The 21,730-nt window shown below is 64.2% G+C and carries 20 protein-coding genes and 1 tRNA gene; 16 read left to right on the top strand and 5 right to left on the bottom strand.

Translation table 11 applies throughout. The features are described 5' to 3' along the window. The 4 genes from RTQ83_RS08280 to RTQ83_RS08265 all read left to right on the top strand — a co-directional run bounded on the left by RTQ83_RS08280 (nucleotide 1) and on the right by RTQ83_RS08265 (nucleotide 4,925). Complete coding sequence (locus RTQ83_RS08280; RefSeq protein WP_312513181.1) at nucleotides 1-2,241, top strand: bifunctional (p)ppGpp synthetase/guanosine-3',5'-bis(diphosphate) 3'-pyrophosphohydrolase; 2,241 nt, start codon at nucleotides 1-3, stop codon at nucleotides 2,239-2,241. Between the two features lie 287 nt (nucleotides 2,242-2,528). Next, a complete protein-coding gene (locus RTQ83_RS08275; protein WP_312513179.1) occupies nucleotides 2,529-3,335 on the top strand; it encodes an ABC transporter permease in 807 nt (268 codons plus the stop codon). Nucleotides 3,336-3,363: 28 nt separating this feature from the next. Further along, nucleotides 3,364-4,296, top strand: a complete 933-nt coding sequence (locus RTQ83_RS08270; protein WP_312513177.1) for an MlaD family protein — start codon at nucleotides 3,364-3,366, stop codon at nucleotides 4,294-4,296. Then, nucleotides 4,293-4,925, top strand: coding sequence for a hypothetical protein (locus tag RTQ83_RS08265; RefSeq protein WP_312513175.1), 633 nt, complete (start codon nucleotides 4,293-4,295; stop codon nucleotides 4,923-4,925). Before RTQ83_RS08270 ends, RTQ83_RS08265 begins: the two co-directional genes overlap by 4 nt. A 2-nt stretch (nucleotides 4,926-4,927) precedes the next feature. Here RTQ83_RS08265 and RTQ83_RS08260 read toward each other — a convergent pair whose 3' ends face one another. From RTQ83_RS08260 to RTQ83_RS08245, 4 genes are all read right to left on the bottom strand, one after another. Beyond that, entirely contained in the window at nucleotides 4,928-5,797 is an 870-nt protein-coding gene (locus RTQ83_RS08260) for a phytanoyl-CoA dioxygenase family protein (protein ID WP_312513173.1), read from the bottom strand. Then, a complete protein-coding gene (locus RTQ83_RS08255; RefSeq protein WP_312513171.1) occupies nucleotides 5,767-6,987 on the bottom strand; it encodes a glycosyltransferase family 4 protein in 1,221 nt (406 codons plus the stop codon). The genes RTQ83_RS08260 and RTQ83_RS08255 overlap by 31 nt, the downstream gene beginning before the upstream one ends. Nucleotides 6,988-7,092: 105 nt before the next feature. Next, on the bottom strand, nucleotides 7,093-8,043 hold the full coding sequence (locus tag RTQ83_RS08250; protein ID WP_312513168.1) for an NAD(P)/FAD-dependent oxidoreductase: 951 nt from the start codon (nucleotides 8,041-8,043) through the stop codon (nucleotides 7,093-7,095). 81 nt (nucleotides 8,044-8,124) lie between these two features. Then, nucleotides 8,125-9,048, bottom strand: coding sequence for a cation diffusion facilitator family transporter (locus RTQ83_RS08245; RefSeq protein ID WP_312513165.1), 924 nt, complete (start codon nucleotides 9,046-9,048; stop codon nucleotides 8,125-8,127). 144 nt (nucleotides 9,049-9,192) lie between these two features. Between RTQ83_RS08245 and RTQ83_RS08240 the strand changes: the two genes are divergently transcribed. The 11 genes from RTQ83_RS08240 to RTQ83_RS08190 all read left to right on the top strand — a co-directional run bounded on the left by RTQ83_RS08240 (nucleotide 9,193) and on the right by RTQ83_RS08190 (nucleotide 19,971). After that, nucleotides 9,193-9,269: transfer RNA gene (locus RTQ83_RS08240), tRNA-Val, on the top strand. 209 nt (nucleotides 9,270-9,478) lie between these two features. After that, a complete protein-coding gene (gene thrS, locus RTQ83_RS08235; RefSeq protein ID WP_312513163.1) occupies nucleotides 9,479-11,389 on the top strand; it encodes a threonine--tRNA ligase in 1,911 nt (636 codons plus the stop codon). Nucleotides 11,390-11,418: 29 nt separating this feature from the next. Beyond that, complete coding sequence (infC, locus tag RTQ83_RS08230; protein ID WP_409456094.1) at nucleotides 11,419-11,946, top strand: translation initiation factor IF-3; 528 nt, start codon at nucleotides 11,419-11,421, stop codon at nucleotides 11,944-11,946. 289 nt (nucleotides 11,947-12,235) lie between these two features. Then, the gene (rpmI, locus tag RTQ83_RS08225; protein ID WP_057262756.1) at nucleotides 12,236-12,433 is read left to right on the top strand and encodes a 50S ribosomal protein L35; all 198 of its coding nucleotides are present in this window, start codon (nucleotides 12,236-12,238) and stop codon (nucleotides 12,431-12,433) included. 20 nt (nucleotides 12,434-12,453) lie between these two features. After that, nucleotides 12,454-12,813: a 50S ribosomal protein L20 gene (gene rplT, locus RTQ83_RS08220; RefSeq protein WP_123070124.1), complete on the top strand. Its 360-nt coding sequence runs from the start codon at nucleotides 12,454-12,456 to the stop codon at nucleotides 12,811-12,813. Nucleotides 12,814-12,941: 128 nt separating this feature from the next. Next, nucleotides 12,942-13,958 (top strand): phenylalanine--tRNA ligase subunit alpha, encoded by a 1,017-nt coding sequence (pheS, locus tag RTQ83_RS08215; protein ID WP_312513134.1) that lies wholly within the window; start codon nucleotides 12,942-12,944, stop codon nucleotides 13,956-13,958. A 25-nt stretch (nucleotides 13,959-13,983) separates the two neighbouring features. Beyond that, nucleotides 13,984-16,410, top strand: coding sequence for a phenylalanine--tRNA ligase subunit beta (gene pheT / locus RTQ83_RS08210; protein WP_312513131.1), 2,427 nt, complete (start codon nucleotides 13,984-13,986; stop codon nucleotides 16,408-16,410). Between the two features lie 144 nt (nucleotides 16,411-16,554). Next, on the top strand, nucleotides 16,555-16,923 hold the full coding sequence (locus RTQ83_RS08205; RefSeq protein WP_290419819.1) for an integration host factor subunit alpha: 369 nt from the start codon (nucleotides 16,555-16,557) through the stop codon (nucleotides 16,921-16,923). A gap of 7 nt (nucleotides 16,924-16,930) precedes the next feature. Further along, nucleotides 16,931-17,332, top strand: a complete 402-nt coding sequence (locus RTQ83_RS08200) for a MerR family transcriptional regulator (RefSeq protein WP_312513129.1) — start codon at nucleotides 16,931-16,933, stop codon at nucleotides 17,330-17,332. A 239-nt stretch (nucleotides 17,333-17,571) separates the two neighbouring features. Then, on the top strand, nucleotides 17,572-18,204 hold the full coding sequence (locus tag RTQ83_RS08195; RefSeq protein ID WP_091873377.1) for a response regulator transcription factor: 633 nt from the start codon (nucleotides 17,572-17,574) through the stop codon (nucleotides 18,202-18,204). 201 nt (nucleotides 18,205-18,405) lie between these two features. Continuing rightward, nucleotides 18,406-19,971, top strand: coding sequence for a CHASE3 domain-containing protein (locus tag RTQ83_RS08190; protein ID WP_312513104.1), 1,566 nt, complete (start codon nucleotides 18,406-18,408; stop codon nucleotides 19,969-19,971). Here the strand turns inward: RTQ83_RS08190 and RTQ83_RS08185 are convergent. Further along, entirely contained in the window at nucleotides 19,952-20,686 is a 735-nt protein-coding gene (locus RTQ83_RS08185; RefSeq protein ID WP_290419816.1) for a Crp/Fnr family transcriptional regulator, read from the bottom strand. The two genes, RTQ83_RS08190 and RTQ83_RS08185, sit on opposite strands and share 20 nt — an antisense overlap. Nucleotides 20,687-21,037: 351 nt before the next feature. Here RTQ83_RS08185 and RTQ83_RS08180 point away from each other — a divergent pair, with 351 nt between their 5' ends. Beyond that, nucleotides 21,038-21,724: a response regulator transcription factor gene (locus RTQ83_RS08180; protein ID WP_312513100.1), complete on the top strand. Its 687-nt coding sequence runs from the start codon at nucleotides 21,038-21,040 to the stop codon at nucleotides 21,722-21,724. Nucleotides 21,725-21,730 lie beyond the last annotated feature (6 nt).

Here is a 21,730-nt window from a genome sequence, read left to right as displayed (position 1 = left end):
ATGGTATCGACCGCGCTGCTGGGCGACGCCAAGACACAGCTGGTGCAGGGCCTCAGCCCGGAGGATTGCGCCCGCATCCACGAGGCGCTCGACTACGCCGGTGAGGCGTATGGCGAGCGCATCGCCGGCTCGGGCCAGAGCGCGTTCGAGTTCTCGCTCGGCGTGGCCGGCACCCTGTCGTACCTGAACACCGATGCCGAGACCCGCATCGCGGGCCTGCTGTTCGAGCTGGCGATCATGGAGCCGGGCGCGCTGGCGCGCGTCGAGGAGCGCTTCGGGCCGGAAGTGGCGACACTGGTGCAGGGCGTGCTGCAGCTGATCCGGCTGCGTGACCTGACCGCGGCCCAGGCCCCGGTGGGCAGCGGTAAAAACGCCGCCCAGCAGGCCGCGGCCCAGAACGAAACGCTGCGCAAGATGCTGCTGGCGATGGCGTCCGACATGCGCGTGGTGCTGATGCGTCTGGCCTCGTGCGCGGCCGGCCTGCGCTACTTCGCCGAGCAGAAGCGCTTCGACGACGTCACGCGCGCCTATGGACGCGAGGTGCTCGACTTCTATGCGCCGCTGGCGAACCGGCTCGGGATCTGGCAATTGAAGTGGGAGCTGGAAGACCTGGCGTTCCGCTTCATCGAGCCGGACACCTACAAGCGCATCGCCAAGATGCTGGAAGAAAAGCGCATGCTGCGCGAAAGCTTCGTGGCTTCGTCGATCGAGCGCCTGCAAAGCGAACTGTCGGCGGCCGGCATCCGCGCCGAGGTGTCGGGGCGGCCGAAGCACATCTACAGCATCTGGAACAAGATGCGCGGCAAGGAGCTCGATTTCAGTTCGCTGTACGACGTGCGCGCCTTCCGCGTGATCGTGGCGGACGTGAAGACCTGCTACACGGTGCTGGGTGTGGTGCACAACATCTGGACCCCGATTCCAAAGGAGTTCGACGACTACATCTCGCGTCCCAAGCCGAACGGCTACCAGTCGCTGCACACGGTGGTGACGGCCGAGGACGGGCGGCCGCTGGAAGTGCAGATCCGCACCCAGGAGATGCACAACTTCGCCGAGTACGGCATTGCGGCGCACTGGCGCTACAAGGAAGAGGGCGGGTCCAACTTCAAGAGCCAGAAGTACGACGAGCGCATCGCCTGGCTGCGCCAGCTGCTGGCGTGGAAGAGCGACGTGGCCGACGTGGTGGCGGGCCAGGAGGACCTGCAGCGCGAATGGGTCGAGAAGCTCAAGGCAGCGACGCTGGACGACCGCATCTTCGTGCTGACGCCGCAGGCGCGGGTGCTGGAGCTGCCGGTGGGCGCGACGCCGATCGACTTCGCCTACCACCTGCATAGCGAAGTGGGACACCGCTGCCGCGGCGCCAAGATCGACGGCACCATGGTGCCGCTGAACACCCAGCTCAAAAATGGCCAGACCTGCGAGATCATCACCGCCAAGGGCGGCGCTGGCAGCCAGGGACCGTCGCGCGACTGGCTCAGTCCCGGTTATACGGTGTCGAGCCGCACGCGCTCCAAGATCCGCGCGTGGTTCCATGCGCTGGAGACGGCCGAGACCCTGGCCCAGGGCCGGGCGCTGGTCGAAAAGTCGCTCCAGCGCGAAGGCAAGACCTCGGTCAACCTGGAAGCGCTGGCGCACAAGCTGGGCTTCGCCAAGGTCGACGAGCTGTTCATCGAAGTCGGCAAGGACAAGTTCAGCCTGCGCCACGTGGAAGCGGCGCTGCACGAGCCGGGCGAAGCACCGCCGATCGAAGACACGGCGGTGGTCAACAAGAGCCGCGCGTCGAGCGTGGAGCAGGGCGCCAAGTCGGGCGTGCTGGTGCTCGGTACCGAAGGCCTGATGACGGTGCTGGCCAAGTGCTGCAAGCCGGCGCCGCCGGACCCGATCATCGGTTTCGTCACGCGCGGCAAGGGGGTATCGATCCACCGCCTCAGCTGCAAGAACTTCGCCGAGATGCAGACCAAGTCGCCCGAGCGCGTGATCCAGACCGAATGGGGCACGGCCGGCTCCGAGACCGTGTATCCGGTCGACCTGTTCATCCTGTCGCAGGACCGGCAAGGGCTGCTGCGCGATATCTCCGACGTGTTCATGCGCGAGAAGATCAATGTGATCGGGGTGAATACCCAGAGCGCGAAAGGACAGGCGAAAATGGTGTTCACGGCGGAGATCGGGGCCACTGCGCAGGTACAGAAGGCGCTGGCGGGGATCATGGAGGTGTCCGGGGTGATGGAGGCGCGAAGGCAGTAGGTGGGCGGATGCGTTATTGGTGCACGGTGACGGTAGTGGTCCGCGACGGACTTGGGTCCCCGCCAAGGGGGGCGCCTAGCCCGGGGATGACGTTGGTCTGTAGTGGTGGAACTGCCAGCTTCGTCAACTTCGACCATCTCCCTAAAGACCGTCATCCCCGCGAAGGCGGGGACCGAAGTTCGCACCGCCGCCAACAACGCCTGCTCTCACCCGCAACTAAACCCCCAGAACGTAATCATTTGTCACGAACGCGCCAACTCATCCGTCGACAAAGTATCATTCACCCCATGCCCCGCACGACCACCCCCATCGCCGATCCCGACCTGTGGCTCGCCACCCTGACGCGTTACGTGCGCAGCTGGTGGTACATGATCCATCTTGGGGCGATCGCGGTAGTGACCGCGCTGTCGCCCTCCACCTGGCGCCGCGACAGCTTCCGCGCCACGGCGCATCACATCCACACCAGCACCTGGCAGGTGCTGCCCTGGTTCGCACTGGCTTCGAGCCTGGTCAGCCTGGTGATCATCCGCATCGTGCTGGTGACGGCCAAGAGCTATGGCCTGTCGCAGTTCGCGCTGGAGATGGTGGTGCGGGTGCTGGTGCTGGAACTGATTCCCCTGTCGGCGGCGCTGTTCGTGGCGCTGCGCGCCGGCATGGCCTTCGATGCTTCGGCGCTGGGCCTGGCACGCGCCGGGTTGTCCCCTATCGCGGCGAGCAATGAAGCACTGCGCCGGCTGCGGCGCGACCTGGTGCCGCAGCTGATCGCCAACGCCATCGCGGTCCTGAGCCTGGCGATGGTGACCTCGATCGTGGTGCTGGTGTTGGCCTACGTGAACGTGTACGGGCTGTCGATCTGGGGCCTGCAAGACTATACCCGCACCGTCGGCCGCGTGTTCGCGCCCACCGTGACGGCCGGCTTCGTGATCAAGACCGTGTTGTTCGGCCTGGCCGTGGCCCTGATCCCGACCGCCGCCATCCTCGAATTGCAGCGCTACCCGCGCCGCCTCGCGTCGACCGTGCAGCCCGGCGCGCTGCGCCTGCTGTTCGTGCTGATCGTGATCGAAGCCGCTTCGCTGACCCTGAAATACATCTGACCGCATGGACGACAAAATCAACAACCCCATGACCGAACCGCTGCCTGAAGAACCGAAGCACGTGGAAGTAAAAGCCGCGATCCTGCTGGTGCTGATCGGCGTGCTGGTGGCTGCCTTCGTGCTGTACGTGATGTACGCGCGCGGCGTGTTCGAGCCGACCCAGCGCCTGACCTTGGTGGCCGACGATTCCTCGGGGGTGATCCCGGGCATGGACATGACCTTCGCCGGCTTTCCGATCGGGCGCGTGGCCCAGGTCGAGCTGGGCGACGACGCCAAGGTGAACATCGCGGTCGACGTCCAGAGCAAGGATGCCAAGTGGCTGCGCACCTCGAGCGTGTTCACGCTGGAGTCGAGCATCGTCGGCGAGACCCGGCTGCGCGCCTATACCGGCGTGCTGACCGATCCGCCGCTGCCGCCGAACTCCACCCGCACCGTGCTGCGCGGCGACGCCACCGCCGAGATTCCGCGCATCGTCGCCACCGCGCGCGCACTGCTGGAGAACCTGGAGACCATGACTGCGTCCGAATCCGACATCAACGCCAGCCTGGCCAACCTGTCGGCGGTCACTGGCCGCATGTCGGGCCGCTATGGGGTGCTGGGCGGGGCACTGGGCGGCGACGCCGAGGCGCAGAAGCTGATGGAGGCGCTGGACCGGGTCAATGCCCTGCTGGGCAAGGCCGACCAGCGCGTGTTCGGCAAGGCCGGCGTGATGGACGACACGCAAGCCGCGATCCGCCAGCTGGACGTGGTGCTGAAGGACGCCAGCAACACGCTGAAAAAGGTCGATGCGGTGCTGGTCGAGGCCCAGGCGGTCGGTGCCAACACGCGCGAAGCCACCGAAGACCTGAGCGCGCTGCGCGGCGAAGTCGACGCCAGCCTGCGCAAGGTGAACCGGCTGGTCGAGGAAATCAACCGCAAGTGGCCGTTTGCACGCACGCCGCAGGAGATCAAGCTGCCATGAGAATGCTTCCTTTCCTCGGCGTGGCGCTGCTCGCCGCCTGCGCTTCGAAGCCATTGCCGCCCGACTGGCAGGCCAATGCCAAGGGCGCGCTCGATGCTGCCACCGACGATTATCTGAAGGGCCATTCGGCGGCCGCCGAAGCGGAGTTTCGCGAAGCGCGTAGCGAAACCTCGGCGACGGGGCGCGCCGACCGGGTGATCCAGATCGAGCTGGTGCGCTGCGCGGCGCAGGCGGCCAGCCTGGTGTTCGAGGATTGCCCAGCGTATGCGGCGCTGGCGCCGGATGCGACGCCGGCGCAGCGCGCCTATGCCGCCTACCTGGCCGGACGCTGGGAAGGGCTGGATGCGACGCTGCTGCCCGAGCAGCACCGCGCGGTGGTCGGCAGCGGCGCGTTCAGGGAGATTGCCGATCCGCTCTCGCGCCTGGTCGCGGCGGGGGCGCTGTTCAAGGCCGGGCGCATGACGCCCGAGGGCATCGTGGTGGCGTCGGATACGGCGTCCGATCAGGGCTGGCGCCGGCCCTTGCTGGCCTGGCTCGGGGTGCAGGCGCAGCGCCTGGAAGCGAGCGGCGATACGGCCGCGCTGGAACAGGTGCGGCGGCGTATCGCGCTGGCGTCGGGCCAGCGCTGACGTCAGGCACGCGGCGGCAGGCTGTCCACCGGCAGCACGCGGTGCACGAAGCGCTCGCACAGTTGCCGCAGGCGTGTGCCGCGCGTCTCCGGCGCCAGCCGGTCGAGCCGCCGGTTGAAGTGGCCGACCCCCGGCTGCGCCACGTTGAACAGCTGCTCGCGCTGCGCATTGCCCCGGTAGCAGGCCGCATTCGCCGGCATCGCGCTCGGGTAGGCTTTCATCCAGAAGTGCCCGTAGGTATAGATCAGCGATTTGCGCACCCGTTGCGTCAGGTTCGCTTCGGCCATGTGCAGCACGTGGGTGTTGAACAGGATCGCGTCGCCCGCGCGCGGCACCACCCGCGTCACCGCGCTGGATGCGGCCAGCGTCGGCCGGTGCGCGTCGACATGCAGCGCCGGCAGGTGCTGGCTGCCCGGGATGAACGACAGGCAGCCCTGGTCCGGCGCCAGGTCTTCCAGGTAGAAGTGGACCTTGGCCAGGAAACCCGGGCAGTGCGCCGGATCGATCCCGGCCAGGGGCGCGATGTCCGAGTGATAGGGACTGGTGAAGGTCGGCCCGGGAAAGAACAGCCGCGCATTGGTGTCGTTCAGCGCCAGGTCTTCGCCGACCGTGGCGCGCAGCAGCGCCAGCAGCGGCGGCTGGTCGACCAGGTCGACGAATACCGGATCGGCGTCGAGGATCGCCGGCAGGTCGTGGAAGCGCGCGCCCTTGGCCCGGGCCGCGCGCAGCGCCGCATCGTGGCGCCCGGCCTTGGCGTCGAACGCCTGGCGCGCCCGCTCCAGCACCGGAGCGGACAGCAGGCCGTGCAGATGCACGAAGCCTTGCGTGTTGTAGCGCAGGGTCAGGTCGAGCAGTTGGTCTTGAGAGTACATGGCGCGGCGCAGGAAGAAGGGAGCCCGGCGATGCGGGCGAACAGGTCGAATCTGGCACGCACGGTGTCGAGCCAGGCGTGGCGTTCGGCGTGGGCGCGGGTGGCGCCGCGTGGCGGCGGATCGGCGCGCAATGCCGCCACCGCGCGCACGATGCCGGAGGCCGAATTTTCGGGCAGCAGCAGGCCGGCGGCGCGGCAGGTGAGCACTTCGGCCGTGCCGCCGACGTCGCTGGCCAGCGCCGGCGTGCCGCAGGCCATGGCTTCGAGCAGCACGTTGGCCCAGCCTTCGCGGCTCGACGCCAGCACCAGCGCGTCCGCCGCCGAATACCAGCTACGCAGCTGATCCTGGCGCAGCACGCCGGCGAAGCGTACCCGCTGTGCCACTCCCAAGGTGCGCGCCAGTGCTTCCAGCCGCCCCCGTTCCGGTCCGCCCCCGACGACCAGCAGGCGCGCATCGGGCAGCGCCGCCAGTGCGCGGATCGCCTTGTCGTGGCCCTTGTTCTCGACCAGGTGGCCGACCGAGATCAGGGTGTAGCCGTCCAGGCCCAGCGCGGCGCGGGCTGGCGCGCGCGGCTCGGGATAGAACAGCGCGAGGTCGACGCCGTTGCGCAGCGCATGGATGCGTTCGCCCGGCAGGCCGAGCCGCACCATCTCGGCGCGCAGCGCCTGGCACACGCTGATCATGGCCGGGCTGCGGCTCGCGGCCCAGCGGATCTGCCGGCGCGGCCAGCGGTAGCGCGGCAGGAGGTTGATGTCGCTGCCCAGGGCGGTGATCACCACCGGCTTGCCGAGCGCGCGGCCGAGCAGGGCGGCGGCCACGCCGTCGGGATAGAAGTAATGGGCGTCGATCAGGTCGAAATCGAAGCCGCCTGCGCGCAGGCGCGCGATGGCAGGCCGCGCGGCGCGTGCCAGCGCCAGGGGCGCCAGGTGCATGCCGACCTGCGGCAGGTTCACGTAGCGCGGATGCAGCACCTCGACGCCCGCGCGCAGTTCCGCGCGCGGCACCGCGGCGTAGTGCGCATAGCGTCCGAACACGGCGGCGCGCGACGGAAACCAGGGCACCGGCGCCACCACCCGCGCCTGCACCGGAAACGAGCGCAACTGCTGCAGCAGGCCGGTCTCGGTGAAGATGCCGTGATGCGGCGCGACAGCGTTGGGGTACAGAGTCGAAAACGTCAGGATCTTCAGCATGGGCACGGTGGCGGGAAGCGGGTCAGGCGCATCCGTCACCGTAGCACTGGCTTGCTGAAGTTCCTTTGTGTTTAAGCAATACGCGTCTAAGCAATACCAACGGTATCAGGCTGGTGCCGTCGCGCCGGTCCGCAACGCCCACGGCAGGGTGTTGTGGATGGTGGTGGCCGCGATCGCCGCCTGGCCGGTGGCCACCGCGATCTGGTTCAGCCCGCGCGTGACGTCGCCGATCGCATACAGGCCCGGCACCGAGGTGCGGCAATGGTCGTCCACCACCAGGGTGTCGCATTCGGCGGTCTCGGCGCCCAGCAGCGCCGCCAGGTTCGAGCGCGCCGTCTGGCCCAGCATCGGATAGAACACGTCGCACTGGTAGTCTTCGCCGTCGCGCGTGTGCAGCACCGGTTTCAGGTCGTCGGTGAGCGTGACCCCGGCCAGCGGCGAGGAAATATGACGCACGTTGGCAGCGGCCAGCTGGCGCGCTTCATCCTCGTTGACCGCCGATTCGTCGGCGCGCTCGAACAGCAGCACGTCGGTGCTGAAGGTGCGCATGAACAGGGCATGCCCGACCGGATTGACTTCGGAGGTGGCCACCGCGATGCGCTTGTCGATCACGTCGAAGCCGTCGCATACCGGGCACAGGCGCACCGCGCCGCTGGCCACCGCTTCGTCCCAGCGCTCGACCGGCATGCCGGCGTCGGCCACGCCGGTGGCCAGCAGCACGGTGTGGGCGCGCATCGTGGTCAGGTCGCCCTCGGGGCTGACGCAGTCGCCCACGAACAGGCCGTCCTCGATGCGGAGGTTGGTGATTTCGCCCGGGATCACGTGCCCGCCATAGCGCCCCAGCTGGCAGCGTAGCTGGTCGAGCAGCAGCTTGCCGTTGATCCCGTCCGGGAAGCCGGGGTAGTTGTGCGAGACCGGGATCCAGCCCAGGCGGCTGTTGCCTTTGTCGACCAGGGCCACGTTGCGGGTGAAGCGGCGTAGGTAGATCGCCGCGCTCAGGCCGCCGGGGCCGCCGCCGACGATCAGGGTATCGAATACAGTGTGGTGGGTGTCCATGGCCCGATTATCGCGAGCCGCGGACGAGCAGCCTATCGGCGTGCGCGCAGGCGCCGGGTAAGAGCGAACTTACAAAGCAACTTACAGCGACTTGCCGCCGGCAGCTTCCGGCTGCAGGGTGACGTGGTCGATGCCGTGGCGCGCGCGCAGCATGGCGCGCAGGTCGTCCAGCACCGCCGGCCACTGCTCCAGGCTGCGGATCTCGACGTGGCCGATCAGTGCCGGGTGACCGGGCGACATGTCCCACACGTGCAGGTCGTGCACCGCCAGTACATTATCGACCGCGGCCATGTCGGCGCCCACCTGCACGTAGTCGATGGCGTGCGGCACGCCTTCCATCAGGAAGTGGTACGACTCGCGCAGGATGCCGATCGTGGCGCGCAGGATCAGCAGCGAGACGAAGATGGACAGGATCGGATCGGCGCGCAGCCAGCCGGTGAAATAGATGATGGCGCCGGCGGCGATCGCGGCGACCGATCCCAGCAAATCGCCCATGACGTTGACCAGGGCGGCGCGGGTATTGATGCTGTCATTGTTGCGCGACAGGATCCAGGCCACCAGCAGGTTGATGCTCGCGCCCAGCGCCGCCACCACCAGCACGATGCCGCCTTGCACCGGTTCCGGATGCAGCAGGCGCTGCACCGCCTCGTAAGCGATCCAGCCGACCAGGCCCAGCATCGCCAGGCTGTTGACGAACGCCGCCAGCGCCTCGGCGCGGACAAAGCCGAACGAGTGACGTGCCGACGGCGGGCGCTTGGCGATGAGTTGCGCCAGCAGCGCCAGGCCGAGGGCTGCGGCGTCGGTGACCATGTGGCCGGCGTCCGAGATCAGGGCCAGCGAATTCGAGATGAAACCGGTGACCACTTCGACCACCGCGAACAGCAGCGTCAGCACCAGCGCCGTGGCCAGCGCCGACTGGCTGCGCGCCTCGATCGAGTGCGCGTGACTGGCGTCGCCGTCCAGGTGGGCGTGCAGGTGGGAGGGGTCGATCGGCTGTGAAGTCATTACTGTCGCGCTAGTAACTATGTGAAGATCGAAGTGTAAAGCATCCGGCTGCGACGGGCATCCGGGTGTCCGGTAGCGCCTGCCGGCAACTATTTTCGTGCGAGGGTTGCGGTATCGTCATGCGCTCCTTATAATGGCGGCATCGGGCGGTTAGTTCAGCTGGTTAGAATACTTGGTCGACATCCAAGGGGTCGCAGATTCGAATTCTGCACCGCCCACCAGAATTTAGTTTTACAAGCAAGAGCGAGAAAGGCATCTACGGTTATGACACCGCGAACTACAACCTGGTTGTGGGGGAATCGCTAGACGCGATGGGGTGTGCTTTTGCTCGACACAACTGAAAACGCGGCTAGTGCCGCGTTTTTTTTCGTCCTTTGTTTTTTCATTATCATTTTATTCAGTGCGCGATGCGCCACGATTGGAGAGCAGTATGTTGAACGTCCGACTTCCAGATGGTTCCAGCCGCCAGTTTGACGGCCCCGTGACGGTGGCTCAGGTGGCTCAGAGCATCGCCCCGAGCCTGGCGAAAGCCGCCCTGGCCGGCAAGGTCAATGGCAAGGTGGTCGACACCTCGTTCCTGATCGACAGCGATGCCGACCTGGCAATCGTCACCGACAAGGATCCCGAAGGCCTGGACGTGATCCGCCATTCGACTGCCCACCTGCTGGCGTACGCGGTCAAGGAACTGTTCCCGGAAGCCCAGGTCACCATCGGCCCGGTGATCGAAAACGGTTTCTACTACGACTTCTCGTACAAGCGTCCGTTCACCCCGGACGACCTGAAGGCGATCGAAAAGAAAATGGTCGAGCTGGCCAAGAAGGACGAGCCGGTCACCCGCAAGGTGCTGCCGCGCGACGAAGCCGTGGCCTATTTCAAGTCGATCGGCGAAGACTACAAGGCCGAGATCATCGCCTCGATTCCCGCCAATGAAGACGTGTCGCTGTACAGCGAAGGCGGCTTCACCGACCTGTGCCGCGGCCCGCACGTGCCGTCGACCGGCAAGATCAAGGTCTTCAAGCTGATGAAGCTGGCCGGCGCCTACTGGCGCGGCGACAGCAAGAACGAAATGCTGCAGCGTGTGTATGGCACCGCCTGGACCAGGAAGGAAGACCAGGAACAGTACCTGCACATGCTGGAAGAAGCCGAGAAGCGCGACCACCGCAAATTGGGCAAGGCACTCGACCTGTTCCACTTCCAGGAAGAAGCGCCGGGCCTGATCTTCTGGCATCCGAAGGGCTGGACTGTCTGGCAACAGGTCGAGCAGTACATGCGCAAGACCTACCAGGACACCGGCTACAACGAAGTCAAGGCGCCGCAGATCCTGGACGTCACCCTGTGGCAGAAGACCGGTCACTGGGATAATTATCGCGACAATATGTTCACGACCGATTCCGAGAATCGTTCGTACGCACTGAAGCCGATGAACTGCCCGGGCCACGTGCAGATCTATAACGCCGGCATGAAGTCGTACCGCGACCTGCCGCTGCGCTACGGCGAATTCGGCCAGTGCCACCGCAACGAATCGTCGGGCGCGCTGCACGGCCTGATGCGCGTGCGCGGCTTCACCCAGGACGATGGTCACGTGTTCTGCACCGAAGAGCAGATTGCGCCGGAAGTGGTGGCCTTCCACGCCCAGGCGATGAAGGTGTACGACGATTTCGGCTTTGGCAACATCGACGTCAAGATCGCGCTGCGTCCGGACAACCGCATCGGTTCCGACGAAGTCTGGGACCAGGCCGAAGACGCGCTGCGTTCGGCGCTGCGCGGCTGCGGCGTGGAATGGACCGAGCTGCCGGGCGAGGGCGCCTTCTATGGTCCGAAGATCGAGTACCACCTGAAGGACAGCCTGGGCCGTCCATGGCAGGTCGGCACCATGCAGGTCGACTTCTCGATGCCGGGCCGCCTCGGCGCCGAATATGTCGCAGAAGACAATACCCGCAAAGTGCCGGTGATGCTGCACCGCGCGATCGTCGGTTCGATGGAGCGCTTCATCGGTATCCTGATCGAGAACTACGCCGGCGCGCTGCCGCTGTGGCTGGCTCCGGTGCAGGTCGCGGTCTTGAATATTTCGGATGCGCAAGCAGATTATGTGAAGCAGGTCGAAGCCAAGCTGCGCGCGGCAGGCCTGCGCGTTCACGCTGATTTGCGGAACGAGAAGATCACCTATAAAATACGTGAACATTCCGTCCAAAAACTGCCGTACATCCTCGTTGTTGGGGATAAAGAACGGGATGCCAATACTGTGGCCGTGCGTGCCCGCGGCAATGTCGACCTGGGCGTGATGCCAGTCGACGAGCTCGTGGAGCGTCTGGTGGGTGAAGTTGCCGCCAAGACGAAATAATCCCGGCCGAACTCAATACTCTCAAAGGAATAGACATAGCTACTGACAAGCAGAACCGCATCAATGGCGAAATCACCCACCCGGAAATGCGTTTGAACGGTGTGGACAACGAGCCGCTGGGCATTGTGACCCTGGCCGAAGCGTTTCGTCTGGCTGAAGAAAAGAACGTCGACCTGGTCGAGATCGCGCCCAACGCGGTCCCGCCGGTCTGCCGCCTGATGGACTACGGCAAGTTCAAGTATTCGGAGCAGAAGAAGGCGCACGAAGCCAAGCTCAAGCAGAAGATCATCCAGGTCAAGGAGATCAAGTTCCGTCCGGGTACCGATGAAGGCGACTACAGCATCAAGCTGCGCAACCTCATCAAGTTCCTGGAAGAGGGCGACAAGACCAAGATCACGCTGCGCTTCCGCGGCCGCGAAATGGCGCACCAGGACATCGGCATGCGCATGCTCGAGCGGCTGCGCGGCGATCTGGAGCCATATGGCCAGATCGAGCAATTCCCGAAACTCGAAGGTCGCCAGATGATCATGGTGGTCGCGCCGAAGAAGAAGAAGTAATTCTTCGCGTCGTCAGATTGCAGAGGCCGGGTCCGTTGCGCATGCGAAAGCGTGCGCGGCGGCCCGGCCTTCGCTCGTCTGTGCGGCGCCTGTGGGTGGCTGTTGCGGCGCGGTGCCTGCGACATCCATTTCCTCCAAACCTGTGCTACAATCCGCGATTCCTGTTTGCATGAACAGGTTGTAGCAGACTAGCTTCTGCTGCAAGACAAGTGAAAGTAGGCATTTAAGAGCAGCGTCGCTGCCACCTGCAATCCTGTCCCATAGAGGCTGTCCGCGAGGACAGATGACTATGCCAAAAATGAAAACCAAAAGCAGCGCGAAGAAACGTTTTCGCGTGCGTCCGGGCGGTACCGTCAAATCGGGTATGGCGTTCAAGCGTCACATCCTGACCAAGAAGACCACCAAGAACAAGCGCCAGCTGCGCGGCACCCGTAACATCAATGCGTCGGACGTGACCAGCGTCCTGCGTATGATGCCATCTGCTTAATCTCACACTAAGGAGCGAATATGCCTCGAGTAAAACGTGGGGTTACTGCACGTGCCCGTCACAAGAAAGTCCTTGACCTTGCAAAAGGTTACCGTGGTCGCCGCAGCAAGGTATACCGTATTGCCAAGCAAGCAGTCATGCGCGCTGGCCAGTACGCCTACCGCGATCGCCGCAACAAGAAGCGCGTCTTCCGCGCACTGTGGATCACCCGTATCAACGCGGCTTCGCGTTCGCACGGCATGACCTACAGCGCCTTCATGAACGGCCTGAAGAAGTCCGCGATTGAACTGGACCGTAAAGTCCTGGCCGACATGGCTGTGCATGACAAGCCGGCATTCGCCGCTATCGTCAGCGCCGTCAAGGCAAAGCTGGCTGCTTAATTACTAGCAGTTTGCTGGCAAGATAGTGCCGCAGCAATGCGGCGCAAAAGAAACGGGGCAAGGGTCATACCTGTGCCCCGTTTTTGATTCTGGCGCTCCCGCCAACGAAAAACAGGAAAACAACAAGCATGAACTCGCTGGAAGAACTCGTCGTCGCGGCCCAGGCTGACTTCGTCGCCGCCGTGGATGCCGCCGCGCTCGAAAATGCGAAAGCCAAATACCTGGGCAAGACCGGCCAGGTGACCGACCTGATGAAGGGCCTGGGCAAGCTCGACCCGGATGCGCGCAAGGCGCAGGGCGCCCTGATCAATGCCGCCAAAGAAAAAATCGAACAGGCCTTGACCGCGCGCCGCGATGCGCTGGCCGACGCCCAGCTGCAGGCACGCCTGAACAGCGAAGCGATCGACGTCACCCTCCCGGGCCGTGGCCGCTCGAAGGGCGGCATCCACCCGGTGATGCGCACCTGGGAACGCGTCGAGCAGATCTTCCGTTCGATCGGCTTCGACGTGGCCGACGGCCCCGAGATCGAAACCGACTGGACCAACTTCACTGCACTGAACAGCCCCGAGAACCACCCGGCGCGTTCGATGCAGGACACCTTCTATATCGAGGGCAACGACAGCCAGGGCAAGCCCTTGCTGCTGCGTACCCACACCAGCCCGATGCAGGTGCGCTACGCGCGCACCCACACGCCGCCGATCAAGGTGATCGCGCCGGGCCGCACCTACCGCGTCGACAGCGACGCCACCCACTCGCCGATGTTCCACCAGGTCGAAGGCCTGTGGATCGGCGAAAACATCAGCTTCGCCGACCTCAAGGGCGTGTACCTGAACTTCGTCAAGGCCTTCTTCGAGACCGACGACCTGCAGGTACGCTTCCGTCCCTCGTACTTCCCGTTCACCGAACCGTCGGCCGAGATCGACATCGCCTTCGGCAGCGGCCCTCTGAAAGGCCGCTGGCTGGAAGTGTCGGGCGCCGGCCAGGTGCACCCGACGGTCGTACGTAACTTCGGGCTGGACCCGGAAAAGTTCATCGGCTTCGCGTTTGGCTCCGGCCTCGAGCGCCTGACGATGCTGCGTTATGGAATCAACGACCTGCGCCTGTTCTACGAAGGCGATCTGCGCTTCCTGAAGCAGTTCAACTAAATACCCGAAGCTGAGGCAAACGAATATGCAATTCTCCGAAAACTGGCTCCGTTCCATGGTCGATCCGAAGATGAATTCGGACGAGCTGTCGCACCTCCTGACGATGTCGGGCCTGGAAGTGGAAGAAGTGGAAGCGGTCGCTCCGCCGTTCTCGAACGTGGTGGTGGCCGAAGTCAAGGAAGTGGCGAAACACCCGAACGCCGACCGCCTGAACGTGTGCCAGGTCGACGTCGGCACCGGCACTTTATTGAACATCGTGTGCGGCGCGCCGAACGTGCGCGCCGGCATGAAGGCGATCTGCGCCAAGGCCGGCGCGGTGCTGCCGCCGGGCGCGGACGGCAAACCCTTCGAAATCAAGGTCGGCAAGCTGCGCGGCGTCGAGTCGCAGGGCATGATGTGCTCCGCCAAGGAGCTGAAGATCTCGGAAGAGAGCAACGGCCTGATGGAACTGCCGGAAGACGCGCCGGTCGGTCAGAACATCCGCGACTACCTGGCCCTGAACGACCTGAAGTTCACCATCAAGCTGACCCCGAACAAGGCGGACTGCCTGTCGGTGCTGGGCGTGGCGCGCGAAGTGTCGGCCCTGACCGGCTCGCCCCTGAATCTGGCGCCGTCGCGCGTGGTTCCGGTGACCAGCGACGAAATCCTGCCGGCCAAGGTGTCGGCACCGGACCTGTGCGGCCGTTTCGCCGGCCGCGTGATCCGCGGCCTGAACGCGCGCGCCGCGACGCCTGAGTGGATGAAGCGCCGCCTGGAGCGCAGCGGCCAGCGCTCGGTGTCGGCCCTGGTCGACATCTCGAACTATGTGATGCTGGAGGTTGGCCGTCCGTCGCACGTGTTCGATCTCAGCAAGATCCACGGCAGCCTGGATGTGCGCTGGGGCAAGAAGGGCGAATCGCTCAAGCTCCTCAACGGCAATACCGTCGACGTCGACGAGTGGGTTGGCGTGATCGCCGACGAAGCACAAATCGAATCGCTGGCCGGCATCATGGGTGGCGACTCGACCGCGGTGACGCTGGATACCACCGACATCTACCTGGAAGCGGCGTTCTGGTGGCCGAACGCGATCCAGGGCCGTGCCCGCCGCTACAACTTCTCGACCGATGCGGCGCACCGCTTCGAGCGTGGCGTCGACTACGCGACCATTCCCGACCATATCGAGCGCATCACCGCGCTGATCGTCGAGATCTGCGGCACTGTCGATACCAAAGTCGGTCCGGTCGACGACCAGATCGTCAATCTGCCGCAGCGCGCTCCGGTGGCGCTGCGCACCGCGCGCGCCGCAAAAGTGATCGGTGTGCCGATCGACGACGCCGTGGTGGCCGACATCTTCACCCGCCTGGGCCTGGAATTCACCCAGGAAGAGGGCAGGTTCCTGGTGACGGCGCCGTCGTACCGCTTCGATATCGAGATCGAGGAAGACCTGATCGAAGAAGTGGCACGCGTGTATGGCTTCGAGAACATTCCAGCCAACCCGCCGGTCGCGCCGAGCGCGATGCTGATCGAGCCGGAAAACACCCGCTCGCTGTTCGCGATCCGCCATCAGCTGGCCGACCTGGGTTACCAGGAAGTGGTCAACATGAGCTTCGTGGAAAGCGTCTGGGAGCAGGACTTCGCGGCGAATGCCGAACCGATCCGCCTGCAGAACCCGATCGCCAGCCAGCTGAGCGTGATGCGCTCGTCGCTGATCGGCAGCCTGGTCGCCAACGTGCGCTACAACCTCAACCGCAAGGCGGGCCGCGTGCGCGCCTTCGAGATCGGCGCCGTGTTCAAGCGCAATGCCGAGGTCCAGGACGGCGCGCTGAGCGTGGCCGGCTACGAGCAGCCGAAGCGCGTGGCCGCGATCGCCTACGGCCCGGCGTTCGACGAGCAGTGGGACCTGCCGACCCGCGCGGTCGACTTCTTCGACGTCAAGGCCGACCTGGAAGCACTGTTCGCACCGCGCCAGCTGCGCTTTGCCAAGGCCGAGCACCCGGCGCTGCATCCGGGCCGCTGCGCCACCGTCGAGCTGGACGGCGTCCAGATCGGCGTGGTCGGCGAACTGCATCCGCGCTGGCTGCAGAAGTACGACCTGCCGCAGGCGCCGGTGCTGTTCGAGGTCGATGCCGAAGCGCTGCGCCAGCGCGGCGTGCCAGCGTACACCGAGATTTCCAAGTTCCCGGGCGCTACGCGCGACCTGGCGCTGGTGGTCAAGCAGGACGTGCCGGCCCAGTCCGTGATCGATGCATTCCAGGCTGAACTCGCGAACAATCCGCAAGGAAAGATCGTGCAAGCCGTTGTTTTGTTTGATGAATATCGCGGCAAGGGCCTGGAGACGGATGAAAAAAGCCTTGCTTTCCGCTTTAGCTTGCAAGATACTCAATCGACGCTGCAGGACGATGCGGTCGATGCCATCATGGCAGCGCTCGCCGGTGCTGCACAGACGAAGCTGAACGCAAAGCTGCGCGCATAAGAAAGAAGGGCGAGGGAGCACCATGCTTGTTCGCCAATTCATCCAAAACCTCGTTTGACTTGAAGGCAGGGCTTCAAAATTAACAACAACGACGTCGATTCGGCCGTTTTCCAGGAGGCGCTGGTCGCCGACCTGGACCGCGCGATGCAGGTGGCGCGGGTGCGGAAAGAAGCGGAACAGGCATTGCCGACCTTGACCAAAGCCGAGCTGGCCGAGCTGCTGTTCGAGCAGGTCGGCCTGAACAAGCGCGAAGCCAAGGACATGGTCGAAACCTTTTTCGACGAGATCCGCAATGCGCTCGAACGGGGCGAAGCGGTCAAGCTGTCCGGTTTCGGCAACTTCCAGTTGCGCGACAAGCCGCAGCGGCCGGGTCGCAATCCAAAAACCGGGGAAGAGATTCCCATCACGGCGCGCCGCGTCGTGACCTTCCACGCCAGCCAGAAGCTCAAGGGCATGGTGGAGGAGGCCAATCCGGCAGCGTCGACGCCGGACCCGCTGGCGCACGCAGCCTGACTAAGCGATGAATGACCGACCAAACAAGAACGAACTGACCACGCTGCCGCCGATTCCGGCCAAGCGTTATTTCACCATCGGGGAAGTGAGTGAATTGTGCGGCGTCAAGCCTCATGTGCTGCGCTATTGGGAGCAGGAATTTACCCAGCTTAAGCCGGTCAAACGTCGTGGTAACCGCCGCTATTACCAGCACCACGAAGTATTGCTGATCCGGCGCATCCGCGAGCTGTTGTACGAGCAGGGCTTCACCATCAGCGGCGCCCGCAACCGCCTCGACGGCCGCGCCAATGCGGTCGATGCCGAGGCGCCCGAGCTGCCCGAACCGGCCCCGGCAATTGACAGCGACAAGCTGCGCGCCGAACTGCTCGACATCCTCGACCTGCTCAAGAACGGTCCGCGGCCAGGCTGAGATACTCGGCGTCGGCGCCGGTAGGCATCGGCGCCGGATGGTCTTGCAGGCAGCGCCGCCATGGGCGCGGCCAGAGAAGTGAACGCTTTTGACCCGTGGTTCTGCTCAAGCATTCGTGCTGCTGTTGAAGGCTGGCCCGGTAATGTTAGAATGTCACCCGCGCTTGTGCTGAAATCAACGCCAAGCCGGGCAGATCGGACCCGGCACTTTCCTGCGCAAGGAAAATTTAAGGGAAGACAATGATACGCGTTGCCATTTGTGACGATCACCAGATAGTTCGAGCAGGATTCAAGCAGATTTTCTCGTCGTCGGGCGACTTTGAAGTCGTGGCCGAAGGCGCCACCGGCCGCGAGGCCCTCGACATCGCGCGCCGCGAAATCTGCGACGTGCTGCTGCTCGACATTGCGATGCCCGACCAGAGCGGCATCGACATCCTGCGCACCATCCGCCAGGGCCAGCCGAATCTGCCGGTGCTGATCCTGTCGGGCTACCCGGCGCAGCAGTATGCGCTCAACCTGTTCAAGATGGGCGCCAACGGCTACCTGAACAAGGAATGCGAAGCGGACGAGCTCAAGACCGCCGTGCGCACTGTGTTCCAGGGCCGCCGCTATGTCTCGTCGACCGTCGGCGAACTGCTGGCGCAAAGCTTCGACCGCGATCCGAACACGGCGCTGCACACCGAGCTGTCCGACCGCGAGTTCCAGGTGTTCCTGCGCCTGGCCAAGGGCGCCACCGTGTCCGATATCGGCAACGCCTTGTCGCTGTCGATCAAGACCGTTTCGACCTACCGCACCCGCATCATGGAAAAAATGGGTCTGCAGTCGAACTCCGATCTGACCTATTACGCGATGAAGAACAATCTGCTGGATTGATCCGGCGATTCGCTGCATGCAACGCGCGCTCCGGCGCGCGTTTTCTTTTGTGCATGCCGCTTCCACACGACATCAACAGCTTTCCCATCCGACTTGCAGCCCAATTGCAACAGTTAGTTACATGAGGGAATTTCGCGGTGCAACAATTCGTCCATACATCTATAATGAAGGACGGCGTACGTTGCGCGAAAGGAAGTTCGGATGTACTTTTCAACCGCCCCGGCCGACAAGCCGGTCCGCAATCTCCCCCTCCATAAGTCCCTGTTGTGCCTGGCCTGTGCGATCCTGCTGGTCGTGAATGGCGTATTCCTGCTGCGTAACCTCGACGACCTGCGCTCGGCCAATGCGCTGCAGACCCGTACCGCCCAGGTGTCGGATGAGCTGCAATACCTGAACCTGCTGGTCACCGATGCCGAGAGCAGCCTGCGCGGCTATTTCTTGTCGAATTCCGAAGTTTATCTGGGGCCCCTGCGCGAAGCGCCGCAGCAGTTCGACAACCAGCTGCGCCAGCTTGGCGTGCTGCTGGCCGATAATCCCTCGCAGACCAAAAACCTGACGCAATTGCGTGCCCTGATCGAGAAGAAGCTGAGCCTGATGCACCAGCAGCTCGAGGTGTTCCGTGAGGGCGGCCTGTCGGACATCGTGGCGATTGCTGCCTCGCCGGACGACCGCGCTCAGATGGACGAGATCCGTCTGCAGGTGGTGATCATGACGCGCGAACAGAACGAACTGCTGGCTGCCCGCACTGCCGCGTTTTACCAGCAATACCGCCATGCGGTGCTGTTCGGCCTGAGCATCAATGCTGCTGCCATTGCCGTACTGCTGCTGTTCTATAACCTGGTCAAGCGTGCCTTCGGCGCGCGCCTGCAGGCCCAGCGCGCTCTGCAGCAGAGCAATGACGACCTGGAATGCATCGTTGCCGAGCGCACCGCGCAGCTGTCGGTGCTGTCGCGCCATCTGATCCGGGTGCAGGAAGACGAAAAATCGCGCTTGGCACGCGAGCTGCACGACGAGATGGGCGCCAACCTGACCGCGATCGGCATGGACATGACCACGGTGAGCGAACAATTGCGCGCAACCCATCCCGAACTGGCCGCGGTGCTGGGCCGCGCCCGTCGCACCCTGGTCGATACGGTGCAGCTGAAACGCCGCATCATCGAGAACCTGCGTCCGAGCCTGCTCGATAATATGGGCCTGTCGGCTGCGCTGCAAAGCTATTGCGCGGATTACGCGCGCGTGACCGCGCTCGATGTCGACCCGCTGATCGCGGCTGGAGCCGACGACGCCGGCCCGATGCAGGCGATCGCACTGTTCCGCATCACACAGGAAGCGCTGAACAATATCGCCAAGTATGCCAAGGCGCGCACCGTGATCGTCAATCTGACGCGCGAGCCGGAGGGCTGGGGCCTGGAAATCACCGACGACGGCATCGGCATCGCGCCGGACGCGATGAAGACATCCAAATCGCACGGTTTATTGGGCATGCGCGAACGCGCCTTGCTGCTTGGTGGCACTCTGGTAGTCGAGCCGGGCGTGAATGGAGTGGGAACTTGCGTGCGCGCCACGTTGCCGTTGACAGCGCCTGGTGGAAATGAAGAGGCGGGGCTCAACCCCGCCGTGCCTGCCGCTTTGCTGAGGGATTCGCCCGTCATTGCGTCCCCATCCGCGCCGGCACTGTCCCTGAATGAAAAAGCCGATTCAGGTGAATCGGCTTTTCAGGAAACTCGGTCGGACACTCAGTCAGCGATCAACGCGCCACATCCATGAGCAGGCGGTCGTATTCCGACTTGGCGACCTTGTAGCATTCGCCTGCGTACTCTTCCAAACCAGCACGGTCCAGCACGGTGATGTTGCCGCGGCGGTACTGGATCAGGCCTTCGTCTTGCAGCTTGCCGGCGGCGGCGGTGATGCTTTCGCGGCGCACACCCAGCATGATCGAGATCAGTTCCTGGGTCACTTTCAGCTCGTTGCTTGCCGAGCGGTCCAGGCGGTCCAGCAGCCAGCGGCACAGTTTCTGTTCGATCGAACTGTGGCGGCCGCCGACGGCGTTCTGGGCCATCTGGGCGAACAGGGCGTTGGTGTAACGCATCAGCAGTTGCGGCAGGGCGCCGCCGCGGTTGAAGGCGTCACGCAGGTATTGGGTTTTCAGGCGGTAGCCGTAACCGGCGCTCTGCACGACGGCGCTGCAGGTGGCGCGTTCGCCCATGAACAGCGACACGCCGACTGCGCCTTCGTGGCCGACCACGGCGATCTCGGTGGTGGCGCCATCTTCCATCACATACAGCAGCGACACGATTGCGGTGGTTGGAAAATACACGTATTCCAATTTGCTGCCATACTCGAACAACTCTTTACCGAACGGCATCGGGACCAGTTCCAGGTGGTCGAACATGTCTTCCAGGTCCAGACGGGGAAGCGCGGCCAGCAGTTCGTTCTGCTGGGTACCACTGTAGCTGACAACCGGACGCGACGTGGACTTCATTGCCTCACTCGTGGCAGGGATCTGGTTTTTTGCTTTTTGGGTCATGCCGCCAAATTGAGTGTTGTTCATCTTATGTCCTCTTATGTCTGTCGTTCGATATATTGCGGGGCGATCTGTGAGGTCTTTTGTTGCCTCATCGCGATGTGTGTACTTTAAAGCTACCGTCTGTTGGCGCACATAAGATTAGCGGTTGCACCCGTGTAGGCTCGTTGCATGATGTTTTGTCAGTCCAGTCCTACTGGACAAAACTCCGTTTTTGGCCCTGTCAGGCATCGTATTTGTTAGGTTTGACAACAAAAATGCCCCATAATTCGCCGTCGTGTAGGAATGAAACGAAGGGCGAACTACAACATGGCCTTGCAACTCCTCTTGGTTGAAGACGATCCGGTACTGGCCGATGGCCTGTCGCGCGCGTTGCAGGCGCAGGGCATGCACGTCATCCTGGTACGCGACGGCCTGACCGCGGACAGCGCCCTGCAGGGAAGTGGCCCCGAGGTCGCCGTGCTCGACATCGGGCTGCCCGGCATCGACGGCTTCGAGGTGGTGCGCCGCCTGCGCGCCCGTGGCAGCGCCACCCCGGTGCTGCTGTTGACCGCGCGCGACGCCGTCGAAGACCGGGTGCGCGGCCTGGAAACCGGTGCCGACGATTACCTGGTCAAGCCCTTCGCCACCGCCGAACTGGTGGCGCGCATCCGCGCCCTCGCGCGCCGTCATGCGCCGCCTTCGACCGTCCTTGCACTCGGCGGCGTCAGTCTGGATAGCGCTACCCGCCGTGCCCGTGTCGGAGAACGCCCGCTGGAGCTGTCGGTGCGCGAGTGGGGCGTGCTCGAATACTTGCTGCAGCACGCTGGCCGGGTGGTGTCCAAACAGCAGATCATCGACGCCATCCTGCCCTGGGGCGACGACGTCACGCCAAACGCGGTGGAAGTCTACGTGTCGCGCCTGCGCCTCAAGATCGACGGCGCCGGGGTGGCAATCCGCACCATCCGCGGCTTTGGCTACCTGCTGGAAGCCGAAGCGGGTCCCGCCGGCGGATGAGCAGCG

The sequence above is a fragment of the Massilia sp. genome, assembly GCF_031995545.1.
Classification (GTDB): Bacteria; Pseudomonadota; Gammaproteobacteria; order Burkholderiales; family Burkholderiaceae_D; genus Telluria.
This window is presented reverse-complemented; position numbering and strand designations above follow the sequence as displayed.